Raw genomic sequence first — 883 nt, forward strand, 5'->3', positions numbered from 1 at the left:
CATCAATGTGAGCGAGGTTGCGCTTGACATAGCTCAATTGCTTGCGAATTGCTTTGCGCATTGTCTTGCCCTGAGCTTTGCGTTGCTTGGTGACGCTCAAATAGGCTTGACGTGCCTCCTGCCGATAGGTGCGAGGTTTGTTCGGCATCGCCGTTCTGACTTGCTCGTACAGGAGGTCAATAATGTCTTCTGTGGCTTCGCGGGCTTCATTCAACAAGCTCAAGTCAGTTGGATAGCGAATATCACTGGGCGCGCAACTGGCATCCAGGAGCAGTTGTCCTTGATTGGGTGGCTCATCATCGTCATTATCATCTTGCTCGGAGGCATCCACGTTTGCAGGAGTCTCAGATTTGCTCTGTTCCTGGCATGGAAGCACGACCGCTTCATTGATGCGTCCCACTAGCTCTAAGGTCAACCGTTTGCGAAAATGCACGAACATTGAACTCTCAAATGGCGCACTGTCACTGTACTCTGACAATCCCAGAAAGAACTGCAAGTACGGATTCTCTCGGATCTGTTCCACAGTCTCTGCATCACTCGTGCCCAGTCGTTCTTTGATGATCAACGACCCCAATGCCATCCGAAACGATTTCGCAGGTGCGCCCATGTCTTCACTCAGTTGCTCGGCATACTCCGCTTCAAATTCGTCCCACGGAATCAATGCTGCTAACTTCACCCAGCGGTTCTCTCCAGAGAGTTTGCCCCCAAAGGGTAAGTAGAAGTTCTCAAATGACAGTTGTCCGGGGGTGGAACGACGGTACATAGTAAAATCAGATGCAAGGTTTTTGCACGGTTTATAGTGCTTTATCTTGCATTTTATCAGCAATTTATCCCGCTGAAATTCAGTCCTAGAAAGCTTCTTAGACTTCCTCAGCAAGCCCTA

At 49.5% G+C, this 883-nt stretch carries 1 protein-coding gene; it reads right to left on the reverse strand.

Annotation, left to right across the window (positions count from 1 at the left end; all coding sequences use genetic code 11):
• Nucleotides 1-763: transposase (locus tag ACQ4M5_RS41815; protein ID WP_430681702.1), on the reverse strand; the 763-nt coding region annotated here is incomplete at its 3' end.
• Nucleotides 764-883 lie beyond the last annotated feature (120 nt).

The organism is Leptolyngbya sp. AN10 (assembly GCF_050565645.1).
In the GTDB taxonomy this organism is placed as follows: Bacteria; Cyanobacteriota; Cyanobacteriia; order Leptolyngbyales; family Leptolyngbyaceae; genus Leptolyngbya.